Origin of the sequence: Sulfitobacter sp. (assembly GCF_041552635.1) — a bacterium.
GTDB lineage: Bacteria > Pseudomonadota > Alphaproteobacteria > Rhodobacterales > Rhodobacteraceae > Sulfitobacter.
Map to the genome: position 1 here is coordinate 1 of NZ_JBFEKM010000211.1, position 5654 is coordinate 5654.

Genomic DNA, 5654 nt, shown 5'->3' on the forward strand with positions numbered 1-5654 from the left:
CCCACATCGGCCACGGGTTTCGTCGCGGCGGGGGCAGGTGCGCTTGCGGCTGGCGTGGGCGTTGTATCAACCGGCGGCAGCGGCTTGGCAGCACTGGGCGGGGTTGGCGTTGGCGATCCTGCCCCCGGCAGTGTGGCAGTTTGTGGCACAGGGGCCGTGCGCGCAGGGGCCGCCTGTTGTGGCACAGGGATCAGCAGATATTGGCCGTCACGGATCGAAAAATCAGCCCCGAGCCCGTTCCATTCGGCCAGCGTCGCCACGGGCACCGAATAAAGCCGTGCGATAGTAAAGGCGGTTTCGCCACGCTCCACCCGGTGGCGGATCGGTTCGCGGCCGGTTTGTTTTTGCGGATTGGGCTGTGTCGCAGGTTGCGCGGCAGGCAGGCTGCTGGTTTGCACGCCCGGCGTCTGGGGCGCACGGTTGATGGCATTGCCCGCCATAGACTGGATATCGACGGCTGCGGTGGTGATCGGCCCGGTGCCGGACGCACCTGTTGCCGGTGATGGTTCGGCGACGCGGGTGGGCAGGGCGATGATTTCGTCCTTGCGCAGCGGCACGGTGGGGTCGATGCCATTATAGCGCGCCAGACTGGCCACATCGGTGCCCACACGGTTGGCCACATCCGTCAGCGTATCGCCTCGGCGTGCAACCGCGACCTGATAATTGGGGTATGAAATCACACCGCGATTGTCCGGCTGGGGTCGGTTGGACAACGCGCTGGTCGCGGCATCGGCGGTGGAAAATCCGTCGCCGAACCCGCCGCGCATGTCTAGATCAAGAGGGGTTTCGCAGGCTGCCAGTAAGACTGCGCTGCCGCCTGCCAGAACCGTCAATCTGAAGGTCCTCAGTGCCGCTTTGTGGATCATCTGCTCGTCCTCGTATTCGGTGCCGTTTTTGGTCTTGGATCTCCATCTCGTCCGGAGTTCCCTTCAGCTTTACAGCATTTAGCTGTCTTTGCCCAACCCTTCAAGCAAGGGAACAAACCGGACCTTGCGCAACTCGTCGTATTCCAGCCCGGTTTCGGTCTTGCGCACCCGGATCAGGTGCTGAACGGCATCGGATTGGCCTACGGGTACAACCATAATGCCGCCGACCTTGAGCTGTGCCAACAAGGGGCCGGGGGGGTCTTCGGCGGCGGCGGTCACAATGATGCGATCAAACGGTGCCTGTTCGGGCAAGCCAAAGCTGCCGTCGGCGGTGATGGCGGTGATGTTGGCCAGATCCATCGCGTCGAAAATCTCGCGGGCTTCTTGCACAAGGCGGCGGTGCCGGTCGATTGTATAGACCCGGCGCGCCAGCTTGCTGAGGATCGCGGCCTGATAGCCGGACCCGGTCCCGACCTCGAGGACTTTGTCGCGCGATGTGACCTCGAGCGCTTGGGTCATCAGGGCCACGACGGACGGCTGGCTGATGGTCTGGCCGCAGGCAATGGGCAGTGGCATGTCCTCGTAGGCGCGCGCCGCGAACAGGCCCCGGATAAAGGGTCCGCGGTCGATCTGTTCCATCGCATTCAGAATACGGGTTTCCGTCACGCCCTTGGACCGCAGCGCATAGAGAAACTGCATCTTGCGTTCGGCGTCAGTGATGTCTTCGCCGTCGTTCATGTATTGATGGCTTCAAGTGCGGCAAAGCTGTCATGGGCGGTAAAGTCTGCCCGCATCGGCGTCACGGTGATGTAGCCGTCCAGGTTCAGGGCGGCGTCGGTACCGGCAGGCGTCGGGATCTGTTGGTCAGCACCTTGAATCCATAGATAACGGCGCCCGGCGGGCGAGACATGCGGCGTGGTGGAAAAACTGGTGTCCGTCCGGATGCCTTGCGGGGCGAGGCGGATGCCTTTTACGTCGGCACCTGCCGTAGGCGGGAAGTTTACGTTATAAAACAAGCGATACCCGTTCGTATGTGCAGGCGTGGCAGCCAGAATGCGGCGGATGACATCGGTGCCATGCTCGGCAGCGGCCTCGAACGCATCGTCAAGGGCACGGTTGGCGGGACCATAATACTGCGACATGGCGACAGCAGGGATGCCCTGAAGGGCGGCTTCCATTGCGCCCCCGATGGTACCGGAATACATCGCATTTTCGGCAGCGTTGTTGCCCCGGTTCACACCGGAGAGGACAAGATCGGGGGGCGTGTCTTTCATGGAATCGTGCAGGGCGGCAAGAACGCAATCGGCGGGGCTGCCTTCGACGGAAAACTGGTGTTTGCCGATCCGTTCAATCATCATTGGCCGGGTGTAGCTGATGCAATGGGCAACGCCGGATTGTTCATAGGCGGGGGCGACGGTCCAGACCTCGCCATCGGGGCCGGCAAGGTCGGTTGCAATGGCGTGCAGTGTTTTCAGGCCCGGTGCGTGAATGCCGTCATCGTTGGTAATCAGAATGCGCATAATATCCCCTTTTCGCCTTGATAAGGGAGGGATGTGGGCGCGGCAAGGTGGGAGCCTTCGGCGAGGATATTTTTAAGCCAGAGAAGCGGAAAGTGATGCGATAATCTTGTCAGCTTGGGACAGGGGGCTGTGCAATGCCGTGCGGTCTTCGCCGGGGTGGAAGCGGGCGCGGGTTGCCGTGGGCATAGGGGCCGGCGTCACAATGTGGATCTTGGGGCCGATCTGGGCGGTCTCGGCTTGCCAGCTGCGCGCAAGGGCGATTTGCGCGGCTTTGGTCGCACCGTAGCTGCCAAAGAATTTGGTCGCGACGGCGGGATCGTCGAAAAACACGGCTTGGCCGGTTTGGCCAAGCAGCGGCGAGACATAGGTGATCAGCGTGGACGTGGCTGTGATGTTGGTCGCCACCGATTTGGACATGTCCTTGGCGTCGATATGATCTGTCGGGGTCAGCGGCGCGGCATGAACAGCCGCGTGCAGCCATAGATCAAGGGTGCCCCAGCGGTCAAAGATGCCCCTGCACAGCGTTGCCATGGCCGCGTCGTTTGTGATGTCCATCGGGGCAAGGGTGGCGCTTCCGCCGCGCGCCTGAATGCGGTCATCCAGTTCTTCCAGTGCGCCGGTCGTCTTGGCCACGGCAATGATATGATGGCTGTCGCAAAGCGCTTCGGCGAGGGCGGCACCAAGGCCGCGGGACGCGCCGGTGATGAGGGCTGTTTTTGTCATGCTTTGCGCTTTGCCTTAGCGGGGGCGGCCCGTCAAGGGGTTAGCCCTGCGGCAGTTTCAGCGTAATGGTGCGGCTTTTGCCCGCCAGAACCAAGCTGTCGTCGCCGATTGCGGCAACGACACCATCGGGGATGGTATCGTTCAGGCGGACGCGGTGGATTGCGCCACGGTTGTCGCGGATCAAGGCTCCGGGATCGGTCAGGCTGCCAAAGGTGCCGAGCAATGTGAGTTTCGGCAAAGCGGCTTGCTGGGTTGCCAAGTTTACGACCTTGGCAGGTGTCGGTGTGCCGTCAGTGGTGGTGGTCATCTGCGCCTCTTTTCGCCAGCCTCAGTGGCCTGAATTTCTGCGCTTGAGCTAGCAAAGGCGGCGAGGGGCGAAAAGATGGCAGTTCGGGGTCCGGCAAAGACTGGCTTAGAGGTCGGCAGGGGTTTGCCTGTGCCTTTCCCAAGAAGGGCGGGCGCGGGGTTGTAACCGCTGCCCGCCCTAAATTTGCCCTGATGAGGGGTGGTTCGTGTCCGACGTCTATTCAGCGGCTGGCTTCATCTCGAAGCCTTGATCAATTTGATCTGCTGGCGTCACCGGATATTCACCCGAGAAACACGCGTCGCAGTATTGCGGGCATTTCTTGTTGCGGCCTTCAGCCTCGCCCACGGCGCGATACAGGCCGTCAAGTGAGATGAACTTGAGGCTATCTACTTGCAAATGCTCTCGCATTTCTTCTTCGGACATGGTCGCGGCCAACAGCTTTTCGCGTTGTGGCGTGTCGACGCCGTAAAAGCAGGGCCATGCTGTGGGGGGCGATGCGATGCGGAAATGCACCTCTTTTGCGCCAGCATCCAAGATCATTTCCTTGATCTTGCGACTTGTCGTGCCCCGCACAACCGAATCGTCCACAAGAATGACCCGTTTGCCCTTGATCAGCGCACGGTTGACGTTCAGCTTGAGACGCACGCCCATATTGCGGATCTGTTCGGTGGGTTCAATAAACGTCCGGCCCATGTACTGGTTGCGGATGATCCCCATGGCATAGGGAATGCCCGATTCGAGGCTGAAACCAATGGCCGCAGGTGTGCCGCTGTCAGGCACAGGGCAGACCAGATCTGCATCCACTGGGCTTTCCTTGGCCAATTCACGACCGATCGCCTCGCGGGTTTCATAGACGGATCTGCCACCAAGGATGCTGTCGGGGCGGCTGAAATAGACGTGTTCAAAGATACAGAACCGCGAGGGTACGCGGCGGAACGGGAAATGGCTTTCAATGCCCTTGGCAGTGATGACGACCATTTCACCCGGTTCAATTTCGCGCACGAATTCGGCACCGATGATATCAAGCGCACAGGTTTCAGAGCTTAGCGCCCAGCCGTCGCCGACCTTGCCCAGAACCAGCGGGCGCACACCCAACGGATCGCGTACGCCGATCAGCTTGGTGCGGGTCATGGCGACGATGGAAAACGCGCCCTCGACCCGGCGCAGGGCGTCTTCCATGCGTTCGGGAATGTTGCGTTGCAACGACCGCGCCATCAGGTGGATGATACATTCGCTGTCTGATGAGGATTGGAAGATCGAGCCGCGTTCAATCAGTTCGCGGCGCAGGGCGTTGGCATTAGTGATATTGCCGTTATGCGCAATCGCAGCACCACCCATGGCGAATTCGCCAAAAAACGGTTGCACGTCGCGGATCGCGGTCTGGCCTTTGCTGCCGGATGTGGAATAGCGCACATGGCCGATGGCCAATTCGCCGGGCAAGGTTTCCATGATCTTTTGCGAGGTAAAGTTGTCGCGCACATAGCCAAAGCGGCGGGCGGACTGGAAGCCGTCTGTGGGGTCATAGCTGACGATGCCGCCGGCCTCTTGGCCGCGGTGTTGCAGCGCGTGCAGCCCGAGGGCGACAAAGTTCGATGCGTCGGCCACACCGACGACGCCGAAAACCCCGCATTCTTCTTTGAGTTTATCGCCGTCATCGGCGTCTCGCAGGTACGAGCTATCAAAAGGATGTGCGGGGGGCATGATCTTGGACAACGGGGAAGCTCCGATTCCGGGGAAGAAGACAGGGTCTGTTTAGGCCGTTGTGTTTGGCTTGTCACCCCGCTGTCACATTTAGAAACGCTGAATGTTAACGCAAGGGCACAAAAAGAAGAAAGGGCCGCCCTTGGCAAAGGACGGCCCCAAAGGTCAATTCTAAGGTTTGTTTAGGATGGGACGTCGCAGGCCCCGACAAGCGCCTCATAGCGGGTGGTGATCCAGCCCAGTGCCGCTTCGGGGTTTTGTTCTTCGATCCGGTCGGTAAAGCGGCCAAAGACCTGCGCCGCGCGGCTGTCATCCACCATCGTAAAAGTCTGGTCGGTAATGATGGTGTTATAAACGAAAAATGCGATGATCACCAACAAGATACCGCGGGCGACCCCGAACAAGAAGCCCAGCCCTTGATCCAACCCGCCTAGGACGGACCGTTGCACCAGCGACGAAAACAGCGGCGTGAACAGCGATACTACGATTAAAGCCACTGCAAATACGATTGCAAAGGCTCCGATGACCGAAAGTTCG

At 60.4% G+C, this 5654-nt stretch carries 7 protein-coding genes; all 7 read right to left on the reverse strand.

The window, feature by feature from the left end; translation table 11 throughout:
• A partial coding sequence (locus ABYT07_RS18440; protein ID WP_372993482.1) for a LysM peptidoglycan-binding domain-containing protein occupies positions 1-866 on the reverse strand: 866 nt, incomplete at its 3' end.
• A 78-nt stretch (positions 867-944) separates the two neighbouring features.
• Positions 945-1604 (reverse strand): protein-L-isoaspartate(D-aspartate) O-methyltransferase, encoded by a 660-nt coding sequence (locus ABYT07_RS18445; protein WP_372993484.1) that lies wholly within the window; start codon positions 1602-1604, stop codon positions 945-947.
• Positions 1601-2386: a 5'/3'-nucleotidase SurE gene (gene surE, locus ABYT07_RS18450; protein ID WP_372993485.1), complete on the reverse strand. Its 786-nt coding sequence runs from the start codon at positions 2384-2386 to the stop codon at positions 1601-1603. Before surE ends, ABYT07_RS18445 begins: the two co-directional genes overlap by 4 nt.
• A 72-nt stretch (positions 2387-2458) precedes the next feature.
• Positions 2459-3109, reverse strand: a complete 651-nt coding sequence (locus ABYT07_RS18455) for an SDR family NAD(P)-dependent oxidoreductase (protein ID WP_372993486.1) — start codon at positions 3107-3109, stop codon at positions 2459-2461.
• Between the two features lie 40 nt (positions 3110-3149).
• A complete protein-coding gene (locus ABYT07_RS18460) occupies positions 3150-3416 on the reverse strand; it encodes a pilus assembly protein PilZ (protein ID WP_372993487.1) in 267 nt (88 codons plus the stop codon).
• 216 nt (positions 3417-3632) lie between these two features.
• Positions 3633-5117, reverse strand: coding sequence for an amidophosphoribosyltransferase (purF, locus tag ABYT07_RS18465; RefSeq protein WP_372993489.1), 1485 nt, complete (start codon positions 5115-5117; stop codon positions 3633-3635).
• 182 nt (positions 5118-5299) lie between these two features.
• The coding region (locus tag ABYT07_RS18470) for a CvpA family protein (RefSeq protein WP_372993488.1) at positions 5300-5654 on the reverse strand (355 nt) is incomplete at its 5' end.